This is a genomic window from Bacillus cereus group sp. BcHK124 (genome assembly GCF_027712065.1).
GTDB lineage: Bacteria > Bacillota > Bacilli > Bacillales > Bacillaceae_G > Bacillus_A > Bacillus_A pacificus.
Genome location: NZ_JAQFPJ010000001.1, coordinates 262,602 through 280,331 on the forward strand (window position 1 = coordinate 262,602; position 17,730 = coordinate 280,331).

A 17,730-nucleotide genomic window follows, 5' to 3' on the forward strand; every position below is an offset into this window, starting at 1 on the left:
AGTCTGATTTATACAGGGGAAAATCCCCACTAATTAAATTTTCAATTTATAATAGAAAAAGAAGTGGTTTTATAAGAACTTTTTATGGGGAGAAAGTGAACATGTATAAAATATTAATCGTAGAAGATGATGAGAAAATCGCGGGGATATTAGAGGAACATTTAGAAAGGTATGGCTATCAGTCATTTAGAGCGAGTGATTTGCGGCATATAAAAGATGAGTTTGTAAAAGTAAATCCACATCTCGTGTTACTTGATATTAATTTACCGTATTTTGATGGTTTCTATTGGTGTCGTCAAATCCGCACTGTATCGAATGCACCAATTATTTTTGTTTCTGCAAGAACGGGGGAAATGGATCAAGTAATGGCAATTGAAAATGGCGGAGATGATTACATTACGAAGCCATTCCATTTAGACATTGTAATGGCTAAGGTGAAAAGTGCACTTCGTCGTGGGTATGGTGAGTATGCTTCTGCGGCAGAAAGCGATTGTTTAGGTGTAAATGGACTGTTGTTATTCCCATCTCAGCACGTTGTTGAGTGGCAAGGACAACAAACAGAACTGACAAAAAATGAATTTTACTTATTAGAGTGTTTAATGAAACAAGCAGATCAATATGTAACGCGCGAAGAATTGTTAGAAGCCCTCTGGGATGAGGTAGCTTTTGTTGATGATAATACATTAACCGTAAATGTAAAACGTGTAAGAAAGAAACTAGAGGAGCTAGGCATTAAAAATGCAATTGTAACGAAACGTGGATACGGTTATGCGCTTCTTACAGAGTGGGGAGAAGGACATGAAGGTTAAAGATTACCTCATGGACCGCTTTTCTTTAATTCTTTCTTACATTGTTAGCCTCTGTTTATTTGGGCTCGTTTTGCAGTTGCAAAGTCTTTTAGAAAAGCGATCTATTGATTGGAATACATGGTTATACGGACTTTTATTAGGGATAGTTGTGTTTACTGTATACCTTATTTACGATTACCGAAAACGGAGTGTATTTTTAAGGAGGATCGAAAAATATGTTACTAGCGGAAATACATTACATGATTCCTTACTTATTGATACTTCTTATACGGCAGAGCAAGAGATGGTCGTTGAATCGTTTACGCTATTAAGACAGCAATATATGAATGAAGTTCATAAACAACATGCAAAAGAACAACAGCAAATGATATTTATGAACCAATGGATTCATCAAATGAAAACACCGGTATCTGTTATTGAGTTACTATTACAGAAGTTTGGTAAAGAGCATCGTGAAGCAAGAGCGACAGTTGAAAGTATTCGTGAAGAAAATAATCGCATACTAAATGGTTTAGATTTAGCGTTACATATGGCAAGGTTAGAGCAGTTTGTGAAAGATTATAAAGTAGAAGTAGTAAATGTGATAGATATTATTAGAGGTATTATTAATGAAAATAGAAAGTCCTTCATTCAATCGTCTGTATTTCCGAAAGTGATGTTTGAGGAAGATATTTGTATGGTTGCCTCTGATAGAAAATGGCTTAGTATTGCTATAGGACAAATTGTTGTAAATGCAATTAAGTATACAAAAATTTCGGAAGCAGAGAAAAAGGAAATTCAATTTCAAATTGAAGAGAAAGATCAAAAGGTGTTATTACATATTAAGGACAATGGAATCGGTATTCCAGAGCAAGATGTAAAGCGTATATTTGATCCATTCTTTACAGGGGTAAATGGCCGGAAAACGAGAGAAGCGACTGGAATGGGTTTATATATTACGAAGGAAATTTGTGATAATTTACATCACGGTATGTATGTGCAATCGGCTGAAGGGGAAGGGACAACATTCACGTTCCAATTTGCAAAAGATGAAGAATATCATACATTAATGAGAAAAATGACAAAACTGTAAGATAACAAAACGTTTTGTAAGGGAAATCACTCGTTTCTTTTTCTTATTTTTCTTATAGTAAATGTAAGAAGAAAACACATAGGGGGATTAGAAATGAGTGTTCTTGAAGTAAAAGGATTAACGAAGGTGTACCAATCAAAAGGTTCAGTAGCGACGACTGCTTTAAACGATATAAATTTTAAAATAGAAGAAGGCGAATTTGTAGGGATTATGGGTCCTTCAGGGAGCGGGAAAACAACGCTTTTAAATTTATTAGCAACAATTGATAAGCAAACTTCAGGTCATGTGCTTGTAAATGGGGAAGAAATTAATCAAATGCGTGCTGCAAAATTAGCGGAGTTTCGCCGTACACATTTAGGATTCATTTTCCAAGATTTTAACTTACTTGATACGTTATCGATTAAAGAAAATATCATTTTACCACTTGTAATGGCGAAGAAATCTGTAAATGAAATCGATGCAAAAGTGCTTGAGATTGCAAAGTTTTTAAATATCGAGGGCATTTTAAATAAAAAGGTATATGAAGTATCAGGTGGCCAACAACAACGTGCAGCAGCTGCGAGAGCGATCATTCATGAACCGACGTTAATTTTAGCAGATGAGCCAACTGGAAACTTAGATTCTAAGTCAGCAAAATCATTAATGAGCGCGTTGCAAGACTTACATGAACAAAAGAAAGTGACAATTGCAATGGTAACGCATGATCCAGTAGCGGCGAGTTATTGCGAACGTATTCTTTTCATACGTGATGGAGAGATTTTCTCAGAAATACATAAGGGAAGAACGAAACAAGCCTTTTTCCAAGAAATTCTGGACGTACTTGCGATGCTAGGAGGGGAATATCATGAACTTTCGCCAGCTCGCGCTTAATAATGTAAAAGGAAATTGGCGTAATTATAAAGCGTTTCTTATAAGCAGTTGTTTATCGATAGTCGTATTTTTCATGTATGCTTCCTTCATTTATCATCCAGATGTTGTAGGCGGTAATATTAGTATGAGGGAGATGATTTCAAAAGGGTTAGAATCGATGAATTATATTGTAGTCATCTTCTCAGCACTCTTTATTTTATATGCAAATTCAACGTTTTTACGAGCAAGGAAAAAAGAGTTTGGTCTATTAACATTAATAGGCGGAACGAAATCGCAGCTCGGCCGAATGATTATATTAGAGCAACTGATGTTAGGTAGTATTGCAATTGTAGTTGGTATTGGGGGCGGAATGCTTTGCTCAAAACTATTTTTCCAAGCACTGAGTGTATTACTAAAAATTGATAAAACACTACCGCTCGTATGGAATAGTAAAGCAGTTCTTATTACAGCTGGTGTGTACTTTATTCTCTTTTTAATCCTATCATTGTTTAGTGTTTGGACAGTAGGACGCTTGCAAATTATTGATTTATTAAGAGAAGCAAGAAAGCAAAAAGTAGAGCCTTTTGCATTTACATGGTTATGCATAGTTGGTATAGGATGTATTATTGTTGCATATGTACTTAGCTTCCAAGTAACATTTATGAATTTTATCATTCTGTTTTTACCGATTGTAGGGCTGACGATAGGCGGAACTTATTTGCTGTTTACACAAGGTAGTACAGTTGTATTAAAGGCGTTACAAAAACGAAAAAAATCTTTTTATACATATCCAAATATGTTCGTACTTAGCAATCTTATTTATAAAATGAAGGATAATGCTCGTTTTCTATTTGTAATTTCTATCATTACGGCGGTTGTATCTTCAGCAGTCGGTACACTGTATGTATTCTTTGAAGATATGAGCTATAAGGCAGTAACTAGTACCCCTCATGCTATTTCGTATGAGGAAAAGGGAATACATACGCATAATGTCATCAAAGAAGGAAAAGCAAAAGAATTAATAAAAAAACACGGATTTGAAGAAGCGCGAGAAGTAACGTACGTAAAACTTCTTGGAACTCAAAAAATTACAATGTTTAACAGTGAACATGAAATGCCAATGGCGATTGTTTCAGAAAAAGAATATAACGCTGAAGTACGTAAACAAAAAAGAGAGCAAGTTAGAGAAGTTCATAATGCACCTGGTAGTGCAACGATGGTCATAACGGATATGGCGAACGATATGATGAAGATAGATCGTACGAAACCGCATGAAATTAAAATTAACGGACAAACGCAATCTGTTCAATTAAATGCCCCAACTTCATTTTCTGTTTTTAATGATAGTGAATATCTCATTGTAAATGATCAAGATTTTGAGAAATACGCAAAGCTCGTACCAGATGAAGAAAAGAAGAAATATTACGGTTATTATATAGAAGATTGGAAAAGTACGGAAGATCTTGTGTTAGATTTGAAAAAGGAAATTGCACCAGATAAACAAGGGGAACTAAACAACTCAGTGCTTGCTTATAAAAATATAAGAGAATCAGGGGCAATTACAATGTTTATCGGTTTCTTTGTAGCTGTACTCTTCTTCTTCTTCGCTTGTAGTATGACATACTTTAAATGGTTTAACGATAAAGAACAAGATCGTATTCAATTTAAATCGTTAAAGAGAATCGGTATGACAGATAAAGAAATTCGTAAAATTGCAATTCGACAAATGGGCGTTATCTTCTTTATCCCAATTGTAATTGGTGCCATTCATAGTGGATTTGCTCTTCATACGTTAGGAAAAATGCTTTATCTCGATTTATGGAAATCAGGTGCGCTTGTAATTGGAGCATACATTTTAGCTTCTGCGATTTACTTTATGATCGCGCAAAGAGGATATTTAAAACACGTGCAAAGCTAGAGAAACCTCTAGCTTTTTGCCTATGTAGTAAGTTACAGGAGGACGATAGATGAACATTCGGCAACTAGCGCTACAAAATATAAAAGGAAATTTGCGTAATTATAAAGTGTTTTTCTTAAGTAGTTGTTTTGCGATATTTGCGTCTTTTGCATACATGTCTGTCATTGTACATCCGTATATGCAGGAGACGATGTGGTATCAAAACGTACGCTGGGGACTTATCATATGTAATGTTATTATCATTTCTTTTTTCGTCATATTTATTTTGTACTCTACTTCTATTTTCATAGAGGCACGTAAGAAAGAATTAGGATTATATATGTTAATGGGAGCGACGAAATCTAACGTAATTGGCGTAATTATGACCGAGCAAATGTTGATCGGAGTATTTGCTAATATTTTTGGCATTGGGCTTGGCATGATCTTTTTAAAGCTCTTCTTTATGATGTTTAGTATGTTGCTGGGGCTTCCGAAAGAACTCCCTGTCATATTTGACGTAAGGGCGATTGGTGTAACATTTATTACATATATGGTCGTTTTTATTTCGTTATCTTTTATAAGTGCTTTACGTATATGGAATATAAAAATCATTCGGTTATTGAAAGGATTTCGAGCAGATAAAAAAGAGAAGAAAACATCAATGTGGCTTTGTATATTTGGCTTTATTTGTTTAGGTATAGGATATGCGTTAGCGTTACAAGCGACGATACTAACGATAGCGTTCTATTTTTTCCCTGTGTCTATACTTGTCTTTTTCGGAACTTATTTTTCTTTTACACACGGCACTGCTCAAATATTAGAAATAATAAAACGAAATAAAAAGATTATGTATACATATCCGTACTTATTTATAGTGAATCAATTGTCACATCGAATGAGGGAAAATGGTCGCTTTTTCTTTCTGATGTCTATGGCAACGACGTTTGTAGTTACAGCAACAGGTACGGTGTTCTTATATTTTTCTGGTATGCAAGATATGTGGCGTGGCGGGGGCGTGCACTCATTTTCTTACATAGAAAAAGGTGCTTCTACCCATGAAGTCTTTGCGGAGGGAACGGTTGAACAATTATTGCACCAATATGGATATGATGATTTTCAATTTATGAGTTTTGTTGGAGTGTATGCATCTTTTCAGACCAATAAGGGGGAAACAGAAGTAGCGCCACTCATTAAACAAAGTGAATACAATCGAGAGGCAAGAAAACAAAAACAGAAAACGTATCATCCTAAAAAAGGTACAGTGACACTCGTTTATTATAATAAATACAATAATTCGAATGTATATAATCAAAAAGAGATTCAATTGCAAGTAATGAATCAACCATATCAATTCGTATTTAACGGTCAGAAAGAAGAGGTTCAATTTAACCATCATCCTTCGCACATTAATGGTCTGTTCTTCGTTATGAATGATGAAGATTTTGACAGTATAGCAAATAAGGTTCCGGATTCTGAAAAAATGATATATCGAGGCTACACATTACCCAATATAGAAAATACGAAAAAATTAAATGAAGCTTTACGGAAACATATAAAACAAGATGATAATAACGCATTTCGAAGTAATATGGAGTTATATGTGAATATGAAAGAGTTCGGCGATATTACTCTATTTGTAGGCTCATTCATTAGTATATTATTCTTTCTTACTTCATGTAGTATCGTATATTTTAAATGGTTCCATAATATTGCATCGGACCGAAAGCAGTATGGTGCACTTTCTAAACTTGGAATGACGAAGGAAGAAGTGTGGGAAATTTCTCGTTGGCAATTGTGTATGCTATTTTTTGCACCAATTATAGTAGGGAGTATGCATAGTGCAGTTGCGTTATATACGTTTCATAATACGGTCTTTATGGACGGATCATTAAGAAAAGTAGGCGTATTTATTTTGTTCTACATTGCTGCATGCATTATTTATTTCTTCTTCGCCCAAAGAGAATATAGGAAACATTTAGACTAGCAAATGCTAGTCCTTTTTTAATATTCGAAATTTACATAGAAGAATATAAAAAAGTATGGTATAACAGTAAGAAAATGAAAAAGAGGGGAAAAGACGATGATTCGAGTAGGATATTTAGGACCAGAAGCAACATTTACAAATATGGCGGTGAGTCGTTTTTTTCCGGAAGCAGAGCATGTACCGTATCGAACGATTCCAGATTGTATGGATGCAGCTGCAAATGGAAATGTAGATTATGCAGTGGTACCACTAGAAAATGCCATAGAAGGTTCAGTGAATATAACGGTTGATTATCTTGTACATGAGCAACCACTTTCTATTGTAGGAGAAATTACAGTGCCCATTCAGCAACATTTACTTGTACATCCGCAGTATGCAGAAGTGTGGGAAGAAGTATACGCAGTGCATTCTCATCCACACGCTATTGCACAATGTCATAAGTTTTTAAATGAAGAATTAAAAGGGATAACTGCTCGAGATATGACATCAACAAGTGCTGCAGCGCAATATGTGAAAGAACATCCTGAAGAAAAAATTGCGGCTATTGCAAATGAAGCGGCTGCAGAAAAATACGGATTAACGATCGTAAGACGAAGTATTCATACACATAAAAATAATCATACACGTTTCCTAGTGCTCCATAAGAAAAAGAAAGCAATACTCTCAAATAATGGAGAAAACCGAGGAGAGAAAACGACGATTATGATAACGTTACCTGCTGATTATGCAGGGGCACTATATCAAGTGTTATCAGCTTTCGCATGGAGAAAATTAAACTTATCTAAAATCGAATCGCGCCCGATGAAAACAGGACTTGGAAATTACTTTTTCTTAATCGATGTCGATAAAGCATACGATGACGTATTATTGCCAGGCGTAACGATGGAACTTGAAGCACTTGGTTTTTCTGTTACGGTGCTGGGGAGTTATTCTTCTTATTGGTTATAAGGGGGAGTTAGGTTATACCGTGTGATAGATCAATAAAATCCCACCTATAAATGGTGGGATTCTTTATTTTAACTTCGCAAGACGATCTTCTAATTGACCACGCCAAACGTCAGCTAGTGCTGGAACAGCAAGAATCTTTTCGATGCCATCTCTATCTTTTCTATTATGAAAATAAATTTCGTTAGAGAACAAGACAGAAACATTACTCGGTTGACGCTCTAGTAATGTGATTTTTGAATCTTTACGTACAGTACCTTCCTGAAGAACGCGGCATAGGTAGCCAGTAAATCCAGTTGCTACAATGCGCGGCAGTATGCCAGGAATGCCGAGGCGTTTTGAAATCGTACTACAAGGTACTCTTGCTTGTGTCACCTGAATGATTGCTTCACCTAATTTGTATGTATCTCCGATGCATACATCACGCTCTAACATATTTGTTACGGTAATGTTTTCGCCAAATGCAGAAGCTGGGAGTGTTGTTTGAAATTCCTCTTCCCATAGTGCGTAATGCTCGTGTGGATACACGCAAACGGCGCGATCAGGTCCACCATGGTGTTTTAAATCAGCTACATCATCACCAAGGAAGCCATCTTTTGATAGGAAAGCTTCTTCGGTAAGTTCTTTACATATACCGGTAATCATTTCTTTATCTTCGCTATATTTCATTTGTTTCGGTTTGCCAATGCTAAAGTGAACGAGTTCAATTCCCATCTTTGATCTCCTTTACAATTGATTACAATATTATATCATTAAAAAAGCACAGAGAATGATAAAAAAACTCTGTGCTTTACATTAATAAACGAGAAATCCTGCTTTATCTAGTGCCTCGCAAGCTGCATCTAACTTTTCTTTTGAATCTGCCTCAATAGTATGTAAGTGAATACCGTCTGTTAATTGCGAAAGATAGGACGCATTTGTGTTTTCGATTTTTTGTAAATATTGCTCTACATCAAAGCGATTGCTTACCATGATGGATGCTGTTAAGTCACCGTATACAGGATGCTCAACTTTTACATCTTTAATTGTAACGCCGTGGTCAACAAGCATTGTAAGTTCTTGACGTACTTCTGCTGGCTTATGTTGGCATACGATTACGCGTTCGAAAGCTTGTTGTTTCTCTTGTGGTTTTAAATATAAATAGCCTTGAGCAGTTGCAATGATCGGTTCGTTTCGTGCTTTAAGCAAGGAAATATCTTGCACGATAACTTGTCTACTTACATTCGTTTTTTTCGATAGCTCATTCCCGGATAACGGTTCATTTGCAGCGAGAAGCCACTGAAGGATAAGCTGTCGTCTTTCTTCACCTAAAATCTTTTTTTGTTCATTTTGTTTCATTATGATTTAACACCTCTATAAAATTGATTTCCAATTGTGTGTAGTGCATGAATAGTAGTATCAATTTGATCTTTCGTTGTTTGTTGTCCGAAAGAGAAGCGGACATATTGTTTTGCCTCTTCATACGTTTTTCCAATTGCAAGCATTGTTTTCGAAGGTTCTTGTTTACCAACTTGGCAAGCACTTCCGGTAGAAATGGCAATACCGCGGCGATTACATTCTAGCATTGTATATTGACCTTCTATTCCTTTTATTGTAACCCCAATAATATGTGGTAAACAAGAAGTAGAATGACCTTCTACTTCAATTTCTAGAGGAAGTGCTTGTAATCGCTCTAAAAAGTAGGATCGTAACTCTTTAAAACGTAAACTTTCTTCCTGTTGATTTTTCAATATATTCTCAGCAGCTGTTAAAAAAGCTGCGATGCCAGGAACGTTCACTGTACCTGGACGAAATCCTTTTTCGTGAGAAGTCCCCGGAAATATTTGTGTCCAGCGAACTTGCGGATTGATATAGCAAGCGCCGACACCTTTTGGTCCGTATATTTTATGTGCTGAAACAGAAAGACTATCAATCCCCATCTCAAAAACATGAATAGGAAGTTTACCAAAGGTTTGTACACAATCTGAATGAAATAAAACGTTATATTTTTTTAAAAGTGCCCCAATCTCTGCGATATTTTGAACGGTTCCGATTTCAGAGTTTCCGTGCTGTATACTTGCTAGAACAGTATCTTCTGTAATAGCTGCTTCTAGATCTATTAAATGAATGAGTCCATTTTTATCAACAGGAATTTCAGTAATTGTATACCCTTTTGATTGTAAGGATTGAAAATAACTTCGAATGGATGCATGTTCCATAGGTGTAGTAATAATATGCTTCTTATTTTGGGCATTGAGAAGGGACTGAATCGCAAGGTAGTTCGATTCTGACCCACCGCTCGTGAAGAATACTCCTTGTTCCTTTCCGCCAATCATTTCGGCAAATGTTTTTCTACAAACTTGTAATAAAGAAGAGGCCGTTCCTCCAATATCGTGTAAACTTTGTTCATTTCCGAAGTATTGCGATGCTGCTTTCATATATGTTTGTAATGCTTCCACGCTCATAGGTGTAGTAGCTGCATAATCAAGATATATCATCATGTAAGTTCCTCTCTCTAGTAAGAGTTACATTTCTTTTATTTTTTAAATGGTAGTGAAAATAAGAATTATAAAAAAACTCTTGTCATTATTTTAAAACTATGTAAATATAGGTGTCAAGACAGTTGAAAAGTGTAAAGTAGGAGGCAACAATTATGCCAAGTGCAGATGTCTTAATTATTGGAAGTGGCGTTGCGGCACTTCGTGTTGCAAAAGAGATTTGTCACGAAAAGAATGTGATTATTATCACAAAGGAAACGAATCGTAATAATAATACATATTTAGCGCAAGGTGGAATTGCCGCAGCGATAGCTACATATGACAATCCAAATGATCATTTTGAAGATACGTTAGTAGCAGGATGTCATTATAACAATGAAGATGCGGTTCGTTATTTAGTTGAAGAAGGGCCGAAAGAAATGAATCATCTCATTGAAAATGGAATGAAATTTGATGGAGATGAAACGGGCCCTCACCTTGGAAAAGAAGGTGCACATCGGAAGCGTCGTATTTTACATGCAGGTGGCGATGCAACAGGAAAGAATTTATTAGAGCATTTCATTCAAGAAGTAGTTCCGTACGTTAAGGTAGTGGAACAGGAAATGGTGCTTGATTTTATTATAGAAAACGAAAAATGTGCTGGAGTTTTAACGCGAGATAGTGAAGGGAAGTTGGAGCGTTACGATGCAGATTATACGGTGTTAGCCTCAGGCGGGATTGGTGGTTTATATGCCTTTACTTCTAATGACAAAACAATTACGGGTGATGGACTTGCGATGGTGTACCGCGCGGGTGGGGAGCTTGTAGATTTAGAATTTGTACAATTCCATCCAACAATGTTATATGCGGGCGGGCGATGCTGTGGCCTCGTCTCTGAAGCGGTCCGCGGTGAAGGGGCTGTCCTTATAAATGGAAAAGGGCAGCGTTTTATGATGGATATACACCCAGACCACGATCTCGCTCCGCGTGATGTAGTGGCAAGAGCGATTCATGAACAGCTTTTGTCGGGTGAAAAAGTGTATTTGAACATTGAGTCTATCCAAAATTTTGAAGAACGTTTTCCAACTGTATCATCATTGTGTAAAAAGAATGGTGTTCATATAAATGAAAAACGCATTCCGGTCGTACCTGGTGCTCATTTCCATATGGGCGGCGTGAAAACAAACTGTGATGGAGAGACGTCCATTCCACATTTATATGCGGTTGGTGAAGTAGCTTGTAACGGTGTTCATGGAGCCAATAGATTAGCGAGTAATTCATTATTAGAAGGTCTTGTGTTTGGAAAAAGAATAGGACAACATATTTTAACGAAAGCGACAAAAGACAGATTGAATAACTTCGCTGAGAAGGAAAAGAAATTTATCGTTCTGAATCATTTGCCGACGAAAGAAGAAATACAAGAATGTATGATGAAATACGTTGGGATTGTGCGAACAGAACAAAGTTTATCTTATGCAAAGAGATGGCTTAGTAAATACGGTGTTCGCAATATGATATTGCAACATGATGCCCTTACAAATGAAGAGATAACGATTATGAATATGTTAACAGTTTGTGAGCTTATCGTCGTATCAGCTTTGCAAAGAGAAGAAAGCATTGGTGGCCATTATCGAAGTGATTATCCACATAGAAATAGCGTGAAAAAAGAAATCGTTCGAGTGAAAAGAAAACTACAACTTGTGTAATGAGGGGAAGAGGGGCTTTATGAATACGATAAAGGTTAAAGAAGCATTAAATCGATTTTTTCTAGAAGATATAGGAGAAAGAGATGTAACATCTCAGCTTATTTTTCCAGATAATTTACTTTCAAAAGGAACGTTTCTTGCAAAGGATACAGGGGTCTTTGCGGGACGTTTAGTCATTGAAGAAGGGTTTAAATTAATTGATGAGAGAATTGAAGTGGAGCTTCATAAAAAAGATGGAGATCTTGTAGAAAAAGGCGAAATAATTGCAACTGTCCAAGGACCAATCGCATCGTTATTAACGGCAGAGCGCGTTATATTAAACGTTATCCAGCGTATGAGCGGGATAGCGACAATGACATACGAGGCTGTTCGTGCCTTAGATAGCAGCCATACACGCATTTGTGATACGCGAAAAACGATGCCAGGGCTACGCATGTTTGATAAGTATGCAGTCGTGTGCGGAGGCGGATTTAATCACCGCTTCGGCCTATATGACGGTGTCATGATCAAAGATAATCATATTGCTTTTGCTGGTTCTATTACGAAAGCTGTTACATCGGTGAAAGAAAAAGTAGGGCATATGGTGAAAGTAGAAGTGGAAACAGAAACAGAGGAGCAAGTGAGAGAAGCTGTAGCTGCTGGTGCAGATATTATTATGTTTGATAACCGTACGCCAGATGAGATTCGGGAGTTTTCAAAGATTGTACCAAGTGCCATCGTTACGGAAGCATCAGGAGGCATTACAATTGAAGATTTATCGAAATACGGAAAAACAGGGGTAGATTATATTTCACTTGGATCGTTAACACATTCAGTGAAAGCACTTGATATTAGTTTCAATATTGAGGCGTAAGGAAAGTGGCTTAGAGGGGGAGAAAGGAATATGAGTATTTTAGAAAAAGTACAACCGATTGAAACGATGTTACCAGAGCGTTATTACACGATGTCAACAGAAGATATGGAAAAGCTGGTTCGTGAAATTAAAGAAAAAATGGGGGAAACACTATTTATTCCAGGCCATCATTACCAAAAAGATGAAGTGGTACAATTTTCTGATGCAGCAGGAGATTCACTTCAGCTTGCGCAAGTTGCAGCGAGCAATAAAAAGGCGAAATATATTGTATTTTGCGGTGTACACTTTATGGCAGAAACAGCAGATATGTTAACGACAGACGATCAAATCGTTATCTTACCAGATATGCGTGCAGGTTGTTCGATGGCAGATATGGCAGATATTGAACAAACAGAAAGAGCGTGGAAAGAGCTCACAAAATTATTTGGAGATACGATGATTCCGTTAACGTATGTAAACTCTACAGCTGCAATTAAAGCGTTTTGCGGTCGTAATGGCGGAGCGACAGTAACTTCTTCTAATGCAAAACAAATGGTATCTTGGGCGTTTACACAAAAAGAGCGTCTCGTCTTTTTACCGGACCAACATTTAGGAAGAAATACAGCGTACAACTTAGGTATCCCGTTAGATAAAATGGCAGTATGGGATCCGTATACAGATTCATTAGAGTACGAGGGAGATATAGAAGAAATTCAAGTGATTTTATGGAAAGGACATTGTTCTGTTCATCAAAATTTTACAGTGAAAAACATTGAGAACGTACGGAAAAATCAGCCGGACATGAACATTATTGTACATCCAGAATGTTGCTACGAAGTTGTAGCTGCTTCGGATTATGCAGGTTCAACGAAATACATTATTGATATGATTGAAGCGGCTCCATCCGGAAGTAAATGGGCGATTGGTACAGAAATGAATTTAGTGAACCGAATTATTCAACAACATCCAGATAAAGAAATTGTTTCACTTAATCCGTTTATGTGTCCGTGTTTAACGATGAACCGAATTGACCTACCGCACTTATTATGGGCACTTGAAACGATAGAAAAAGGAGAAGAAATTAACGTTATTAGCGTAGATAAACAAGTGACTGAAGAGGCAGTTCTTGCATTAAATCGTATGTTAGAGCGTGTGTAAAGCAGCGGATTCCCGTTGCTTTTTTTCGTACATATAATCATAACGAGAACAAAATGGGCATACATTGTTTTGAAGAAATCATTGCGATTATCTTATACTTATTCCGCTTCTAATGATATTGAAAATCGAAGAAGTGATACAAGTGAAAAGAGGTTAACGTTATTTAGAAAGGGTTACTTCATGAGATTTGTTACTTATAGATAAGTTATACAGGAGGGGGAAAATTTGAAAATTCATATCGTGCAAAAAGGGGATACCCTTTGGAAAATTGCGAAAAAGTACGGAGTGGATTTTGATACGTTGAAAAAAACAAATACACAACTTAGCAATCCAGATTTAATTATGCCAGGTATGAAAATTAAAGTACCATCAAACAGTGTACACGTAAAACAGCATGCTGGAGCAGGTTCAGCACCTCCAAAACAATACGTAAAAGAAGTGCAACAAAAAGAATTTGCAGCAACGCCAACGCCGCTTGGAATAGAAGACGAGGAAGAAGTTACGTATCAATCAGCACCAATTACACAAGAGCCTGCCATGCAACAAACACAAAAAGAAGTGCAAGTAAAACCACAGAAGGAAATGCAAGTGAAACCACAAAAAGAAGTACAGGTAAAACCACAGAAGGAAATACAAGTGAAGCCGCAAAAAGAAATACAGGTGAAACCGCAAAAAGAGGTGCAAAAAGAACAGCCAATTCAAAAAGAAAAACCGTCTGTTATTCAAAAACCACCTGTTATAGAAAAACAAAAACCAGCGGAAAAAGAAAATACGAAGTTTTCGGTAAATGTGTTACCGCAACCGCCGCAACCACCAATAAAAACGAAAAAAGAATATAAAATTTCAGATGTAATTAAAAAGGGAAGCGAGTTAATTGCTCCTCAAATTAATAAAATGAAACCTAATAACATCATTTCTCCGCAAACGAAAAAAGATAATATAGTGTCACCGCAAGTAAAGAAAGAAAATGTAGGAAACATAGTGTCACCGCAAGTAAAGAAAGAAAATGTAGGGAATATAGTATCACCGCAAGTGAAGAAAGAAAATGTAGGAAATATAGTATCACCACAAGTAAAGAAAGAAAATGTAGGAAACATAGTATCACCGCAAGTAAAGAAAGAAAATATAGGAAACATAGTGTCACCGCAAGTGAAGAAAGAAAATGTAGGAAATATAGTATCGCCGCAAGTGAAGAAAGAAAATGTAGGAAATATAGTGTCACCAAATGTATCGAAAGAAAATGTAGTTATTCCGCAAGTAATACCGCCAAATATTCAAGTGCCAAACATAATGCCAATGTTGGATAATAATCAACCACCAAATATAATGCCAATCATGGATAACAATCAACCACCAAATATAATGCCAATCATGGATAACAATCAACCACCAAATATAATGCCAATCATGGATAATAACCCAATACCAAACATAATGCCGATCATGGATAACAACCAAATGCCGAACATGATGCCGATCATGGATAACAACCAAATGCCAAATATGATGCCAATCATGGATAACAATCAAATGCCGAATATGATGCCAATCATGGATAACAATCAAATGCCAAATATGATGCCGATCATGGATAATAATCAACCACCGAATGTGATGCCGCCGAATCCGTATTATCAACAACAAAATCCATACTATGGTATGCCGTATCAGCAAGGAGCGCCGTTTGGACCACAGTATACGTCTATGCCAAATCCAAATATGATGCCGATGGATAATAATATGCCGCCGCTTGTGCAAGGAGAGGAAGATTGTGGATGCGGTGGAGAGAGTAGGCTATATAGTCCACAACCTGGAGGGCCGCAATACGCGAATCCTTTATATTATCAACCAACTCAATCAGCATATGCACCACAGCCAGGAACGATGTATTATCAACCAGATCCACCAAATGTATTTGGGGAGCCAGTTTCAGAAGAAGAGGATGAAGAAGAAGTTTAAAAAAAGGTGGGATGATTATTCCCACCTTTTTTGTATGTAAAGTCGTTCTGAAAACGGAAGAGCTATATCAAATGTTAGAAAATTCCCAGTGAAATATTAACAGTGTAAAAACCTGCTCTGTTACTCATCATAAGAGGGAGCTTTTCAGAAGAGAAGTTCATTCTAACAGAGGGGGTTTTTCTATTGAATACGAAAGTAAAAGTGATTGCTGCTTCTTTGTTAGTTACTAGTGCATTAGCTGCATGTGGTACACCAAAAAACAATGCAATGGATGGACGTAACTACAATTACGAGCGTACATCTTATAATGATACTCACCAGTATCGTGATAATGTGACGCGTAACGATCGTTATACAGACTATGTAACATATAGAAATGGTCGTAACGATACAGGATACAACTATTACCGTGATGTAAATTACAACGGTCAAATTGCTAATCCGCATCCAACACGTAATATTACAATGAACAATTCATACATTAACAATGATGGTAAAACTGCAGAAAGAATTACGAATCGTGTGAAACGTATGAATAACGTGGACCGCGTGTCTACAGTTGTATATGGAAACGATGTAGCGATTGCAGTAAAACCACGTAATACGGTGACAAATGAAACGGCGATGGCGAACGAAATTCGTCAAGCTGTTGCAAATGAAGTTGGAAACAGAAACGTATATGTTTCTGTAAGAAATGACATGTTTACTCGTGTCGATGCAATGAGTACACGCTTGCGTAACGGTACAGTTACAAACGATTTTAATCGTGACATAGTGAATATGTTCCGAGATATTCGTTACGGTTTAACTGGTACAGTGCGATAGCAAAACAAAAGAGGAAGGGTAGCCCTTCCTCTTTATTGCTTTTGACTATAGTATACATTTGAACTCTATATACTTTATCTATAGAGTGCTTCTTCTAGCATTTTTTCACCATCTTCTTTTATTTTATCAGGATTGTTTTTATAATAGGAATCCCATTTGTTATACTCTTTACATTCATCGCTATTTAGAAACTCTGGACAACCGTTACTTGAGGAAGATTTAGTATTGTATTCTGAATTATTATTTTCACTGGAAATATCAATATCATATTCAGAAGAGGTGTTATTAACGGAATCATCATCTTCGTTGTCTTCATCATTAATGGGATTGGTATTAAGATATGAATCGTTTTCGTAAATGTCATCTTTTATTGAATCATTTGAGCAACTTGATAAGATGAATAGAGATGTAATAAGTAAGGTTAGTTGTAGTATTTTGTTCATAATAACTTTTCTCCAATTCTATTTTAAAATTCGATTAATCAATTATTGCATTTTAAATCTTTTAATTCCATATAAAACCATTTTTATTGAATAGAAAATATATATAGAATAAATACAAAACAAAGATAATAAAAAATATCTTGTTTTTTATTTTTATTAATGTTATATTAGCAAAGCGATGAGCTAATTTACGTAAGACGAGAGATATGCTTAAGTGCTAAACACGCGAATGTGGTCGCCTGGTCTCTCGCCGTAAACGCATCAAGACGCCTGCTTTGCAGGCGTCTTTCATTTTATATGAATGTAATGGGAAGAGTGGAGGAATCCAATCTTCCTTTTTTTATCGAAAAAGAGTCTGAAAATAAAGTTATTTACAACTGCGAATGAAAGAGTTACTATTTAATGGTAATATATTACATGTTTTTTATATATATAAGGTTGGGATGAATAGGATATGGAGAATTTTGAATGTAGAAATACAGAAGTTGTATTAGAGAAATTTCAGGTTGTAACACCTATATTTCAGGCATTAGGAGATGAGAATCGTCAACAAATTATTATGCTGTTATTAGAAAACAAACAGATGAATGTAACGCAAATAACAGATAAAATGGGGATTTCTAGACCAGCTGTTTCGCATCATTTGAAAATTTTAAGGCAAGCAGAACTAATTGTAGCGGATCGACATGGAAAAGAAATTTTTTATTCTATAATAGCCGGAGAATTTTTAAAACAGGTGAAGGATTTACTTCAAGCAATAGAATCGAATTATTAATTTTTTTTAACTAACAAGTA

The 17,730-nt window shown here is 36.2% G+C and carries 15 protein-coding genes and 1 pseudogene; 12 read left to right on the forward strand and 4 right to left on the reverse strand.

From position 1 onward, the window contains the following. The first annotated feature begins 101 nt into the window (after window positions 1–101). The 6 genes from PDK19_RS01450 (at window position 102) to pheA (ending at window position 7,559) form a co-directional block, all read left to right on the forward strand. Entirely contained in the window at window positions 102–809 is a 708-nt protein-coding gene (locus PDK19_RS01450) for a response regulator transcription factor (RefSeq protein WP_000276715.1), read from the forward strand. Then, window positions 799–1,881: a HAMP domain-containing histidine kinase gene (locus PDK19_RS01455; protein WP_270706485.1), complete on the forward strand. Its 1,083-nt coding sequence runs from the start codon at window positions 799–801 to the stop codon at window positions 1,879–1,881. The genes PDK19_RS01450 and PDK19_RS01455 overlap by 11 nt, the downstream gene beginning before the upstream one ends. 93 nt (window positions 1,882–1,974) lie before the next feature. After that, window positions 1,975–2,751, forward strand: a complete 777-nt coding sequence (locus tag PDK19_RS01460) for an ABC transporter ATP-binding protein (protein WP_000114533.1) — start codon at window positions 1,975–1,977, stop codon at window positions 2,749–2,751. Then, entirely contained in the window at window positions 2,726–4,648 is a 1,923-nt protein-coding gene (locus PDK19_RS01465) for an ABC transporter permease (protein ID WP_049113900.1), read from the forward strand. The genes PDK19_RS01460 and PDK19_RS01465 overlap by 26 nt, the downstream gene beginning before the upstream one ends. A 49-nt stretch (window positions 4,649–4,697) precedes the next feature. Next, a complete protein-coding gene (locus PDK19_RS01470; RefSeq protein WP_049113898.1) occupies window positions 4,698–6,611 on the forward strand; it encodes an ABC transporter permease in 1,914 nt (637 codons plus the stop codon). Window positions 6,612–6,707: 96 nt separating this feature from the next. Continuing rightward, window positions 6,708–7,559: a prephenate dehydratase gene (gene pheA / locus PDK19_RS01475; protein WP_000621724.1), complete on the forward strand. Its 852-nt coding sequence runs from the start codon at window positions 6,708–6,710 to the stop codon at window positions 7,557–7,559. A 63-nt stretch (window positions 7,560–7,622) separates the two neighbouring features. On the opposite strand, the gene PDK19_RS01480 is transcribed toward pheA, so the two are convergent. The 3 genes from PDK19_RS01480 to PDK19_RS01490 all read right to left on the reverse strand — a co-directional run bounded on the left by PDK19_RS01480 (window position 7,623) and on the right by PDK19_RS01490 (window position 10,036). After that, the gene (locus PDK19_RS01480) at window positions 7,623–8,270 is read right to left on the reverse strand and encodes an MOSC domain-containing protein (protein WP_000510687.1); all 648 of its coding nucleotides are present in this window, start codon (window positions 8,268–8,270) and stop codon (window positions 7,623–7,625) included. Between the two features lie 81 nt (window positions 8,271–8,351). Beyond that, complete coding sequence (locus tag PDK19_RS01485) at window positions 8,352–8,894, reverse strand: transcription repressor NadR (protein ID WP_000812272.1); 543 nt, start codon at window positions 8,892–8,894, stop codon at window positions 8,352–8,354. Continuing rightward, a complete protein-coding gene (locus PDK19_RS01490) occupies window positions 8,894–10,036 on the reverse strand; it encodes an IscS subfamily cysteine desulfurase (RefSeq protein ID WP_000973788.1) in 1,143 nt (380 codons plus the stop codon). Before PDK19_RS01490 ends, PDK19_RS01485 begins: the two co-directional genes overlap by 1 nt. Window positions 10,037–10,188: 152 nt before the next feature. On the opposite strand from PDK19_RS01490, the gene nadB reads away from it, so the two are divergent. From nadB to PDK19_RS01515, 5 genes and pseudogenes are all read left to right on the forward strand, one after another. Beyond that, window positions 10,189–11,718, forward strand: a complete 1,530-nt coding sequence (gene nadB / locus PDK19_RS01495; RefSeq protein WP_270706487.1) for an L-aspartate oxidase — start codon at window positions 10,189–10,191, stop codon at window positions 11,716–11,718. A gap of 19 nt (window positions 11,719–11,737) precedes the next feature. After that, a complete protein-coding gene (gene nadC, locus PDK19_RS01500) occupies window positions 11,738–12,571 on the forward strand; it encodes a carboxylating nicotinate-nucleotide diphosphorylase (RefSeq protein ID WP_001092216.1) in 834 nt (277 codons plus the stop codon). A gap of 30 nt (window positions 12,572–12,601) precedes the next feature. Further along, the gene (gene nadA, locus PDK19_RS01505; protein ID WP_208735374.1) at window positions 12,602–13,708 is read left to right on the forward strand and encodes a quinolinate synthase NadA; all 1,107 of its coding nucleotides are present in this window, start codon (window positions 12,602–12,604) and stop codon (window positions 13,706–13,708) included. Window positions 13,709–13,933: 225 nt separating this feature from the next. Beyond that, window positions 13,934–14,090: pseudogene (gene safA / locus PDK19_RS27360) on the forward strand (SafA/ExsA family spore coat assembly protein); the annotation flags it as partial. Window positions 14,091–15,850: 1,760 nt separating this feature from the next. After that, a complete protein-coding gene (locus tag PDK19_RS01515; protein ID WP_001093542.1) occupies window positions 15,851–16,492 on the forward strand; it encodes a YhcN/YlaJ family sporulation lipoprotein in 642 nt (213 codons plus the stop codon). Between the two features lie 74 nt (window positions 16,493–16,566). Here PDK19_RS01515 and PDK19_RS01520 read toward each other — a convergent pair whose 3' ends face one another. Further along, window positions 16,567–16,935, reverse strand: coding sequence for a hypothetical protein (locus PDK19_RS01520; protein WP_152155033.1), 369 nt, complete (start codon window positions 16,933–16,935; stop codon window positions 16,567–16,569). A gap of 454 nt (window positions 16,936–17,389) precedes the next feature. Between PDK19_RS01520 and PDK19_RS01525 the strand changes: the two genes are divergently transcribed. Continuing rightward, a complete protein-coding gene (locus PDK19_RS01525; protein ID WP_000426920.1) occupies window positions 17,390–17,710 on the forward strand; it encodes an ArsR/SmtB family transcription factor in 321 nt (106 codons plus the stop codon). Window positions 17,711–17,730: the final 20 nt, after the last annotated feature.

Bases quoted from the DNA above. Each gene is read 5' to 3' on its own strand.
- PDK19_RS01450 (WP_000276715.1), top strand. From the start codon at position 102: ATGTATAAAATATTAATCGTAGAAGATGATGAGAAAATCGCGGGGATA.
- PDK19_RS01490 (WP_000973788.1), bottom strand. From the start codon at position 10,036: ATGATGATATATCTTGATTATGCAGCTACTACACCTATGAGCGTGGAA.
- nadC (WP_001092216.1), top strand. From the start codon at position 11,738: ATGAATACGATAAAGGTTAAAGAAGCATTAAATCGATTTTTTCTAGAA.
- PDK19_RS01460 (WP_000114533.1), top strand. From the start codon at position 1,975: ATGAGTGTTCTTGAAGTAAAAGGATTAACGAAGGTGTACCAATCAAAA.
- PDK19_RS01455 (WP_270706485.1), top strand. From the start codon at position 799: ATGAAGGTTAAAGATTACCTCATGGACCGCTTTTCTTTAATTCTTTCT.
- PDK19_RS01470 (WP_049113898.1), top strand. From the start codon at position 4,698: ATGAACATTCGGCAACTAGCGCTACAAAATATAAAAGGAAATTTGCGT.
- pheA (WP_000621724.1), top strand. From the start codon at position 6,708: ATGATTCGAGTAGGATATTTAGGACCAGAAGCAACATTTACAAATATG.
- PDK19_RS01465 (WP_049113900.1), top strand. From the start codon at position 2,726: ATGAACTTTCGCCAGCTCGCGCTTAATAATGTAAAAGGAAATTGGCGT.
- PDK19_RS01485 (WP_000812272.1), bottom strand. From the start codon at position 8,894: ATGAAACAAAATGAACAAAAAAAGATTTTAGGTGAAGAAAGACGACAG.
- nadB (WP_270706487.1), top strand. From the start codon at position 10,189: ATGCCAAGTGCAGATGTCTTAATTATTGGAAGTGGCGTTGCGGCACTT.
- PDK19_RS01520 (WP_152155033.1), bottom strand. From the start codon at position 16,935: ATGAACAAAATACTACAACTAACCTTACTTATTACATCTCTATTCATC.
- PDK19_RS01525 (WP_000426920.1), top strand. From the start codon at position 17,390: ATGGAGAATTTTGAATGTAGAAATACAGAAGTTGTATTAGAGAAATTT.
- PDK19_RS01480 (WP_000510687.1), bottom strand. From the start codon at position 8,270: ATGGGAATTGAACTCGTTCACTTTAGCATTGGCAAACCGAAACAAATG.
- nadA (WP_208735374.1), top strand. From the start codon at position 12,602: ATGAGTATTTTAGAAAAAGTACAACCGATTGAAACGATGTTACCAGAG.